The sequence below is a fragment of the Bacteroides cellulosilyticus DSM 14838 genome (assembly GCF_000158035.1).
Classification (GTDB): domain Bacteria; phylum Bacteroidota; class Bacteroidia; order Bacteroidales; family Bacteroidaceae; genus Bacteroides; species Bacteroides cellulosilyticus.
Genome location: NZ_EQ973525.1, coordinates 1 through 1,415, shown reverse-complemented (window position 1 = coordinate 1,415; position 1,415 = coordinate 1). Strand labels below are relative to the sequence as shown.

Annotated in this window: 2 protein-coding genes; both read right to left on the bottom strand. The window is 41.6% G+C overall.

Annotated features, from left to right (window positions below):
• On the bottom strand, positions 1–917 hold a 917-nt coding region (locus BACCELL_RS25475), incomplete at its 3' end, for a ligand-binding sensor domain-containing protein (RefSeq protein ID WP_007215070.1).
• Positions 918–971: 54 nt separating this feature from the next.
• The coding region (locus tag BACCELL_RS25470; RefSeq protein WP_007215069.1) for an SGNH/GDSL hydrolase family protein at positions 972–1,415 on the bottom strand (444 nt) is incomplete at its 5' end.

Genomic DNA, 1,415 nt, shown 5'->3' with positions numbered 1-1,415 from the left:
AATCCATCACGATCAACAAGAAGCGAATATACGGAATTAGAACGCAGTCCTTTTCCATTTTCAGGATTGTAATCAAACGAACGGATGATCTTATTCTGCTTTGTAGAAATGAAATGCACACCATTTCCATCAGTACCTACATATAATACGTCTTTCCCATCACAAGACAAGGACCTGATAATATTGCACCCCACATCTACATAATGCCGGAATTCGTGTGTACGGATATCAAAACTCAGAATACCATGTTCCATAGTTCCCAAATAGAGTGTGGAGTCTATACGGGTTATATTCCGATAAGAAAACAATGCTTCTTTCTCTGTCAGGTTATTTGCATAATGAACCGGTTTCCTATCTTTCAGATTCATTGAATACAACCCATTTCTGGTTATGAGCCACAACCGTTCACCTTCCAGGTGCAGTCCGACAATGAAATTGGCGGAAGAGAAGGAATTGTTTTCCAGCAATACTGTTTCTATTTTTCCATCCTTATATATATGCAACCCTGTTTCGCTACCAATATATAAGGTGTCTTTATCATCCTTCACAATGGAGCGAACTCCGTTTCTTATCACATCAGGAGCAATGCGATCCACTCTATCCTGACCTATCTGCCAAAATCCTCCATCAGTTCCTACCCATAACTGATTCCCTGATGTTTCAATAATGGCATTCACCCACTTCCATCTTTCACTGGATGCATATATCGGATAATGTTTCAAATGTACCCCATCAAAACGTTCTACCGAAGTAGCCGTCCCCATCCAGACATATCCACAGGAGTCTTTGTAAAGAGTACTGATTACCAAATCTGAAAGTCCTTCTGTACCGGACACTCCGCGGAATATATAAGATTGAGAGTAAACAGGAATACAAAACATCAACAGTAGAATGTAGTTTATTATTCTATCTCTCATGGTTCCTAACTTATGGTTACTGATTTTGGCACCGGATAATTCTCATCTCATACCTTAATCTTGCTTTCCTATTTTATCCCAAACCTGTTCGCAAATACTCTTCATTCCTTTTATGGAGGGATGTCCCCACTGTTTGTCAATATCACGCAGGTGGATATTGGTTACTCCATAATGGCGGCAGATTTCATCCATAGAGTTAATTACATCTTCCGACAGTTCGGTGTTCGTGATATTATAGATTCGGGTATCCGGATAGCGTTTAGTCAGATAGTCCATCAGTCGGCAGAAGGCAGGACGGAAGCTGTAAAGATCGGCTTTAGTCCAGTCTGCATACTGGTAACTTCCAATAGGAGCCTTCGCCCAACTGTCGTTCGTACCGCCAAAGACCAGGAGAACATCGGGATTACCCAGGTTGTCCATGCGCGTTACGAAGGAACGATCCGAATAATCCGCTTTCTCATAACCGGTGTGGCAAACGGTTGAACCGGAATAGGAATT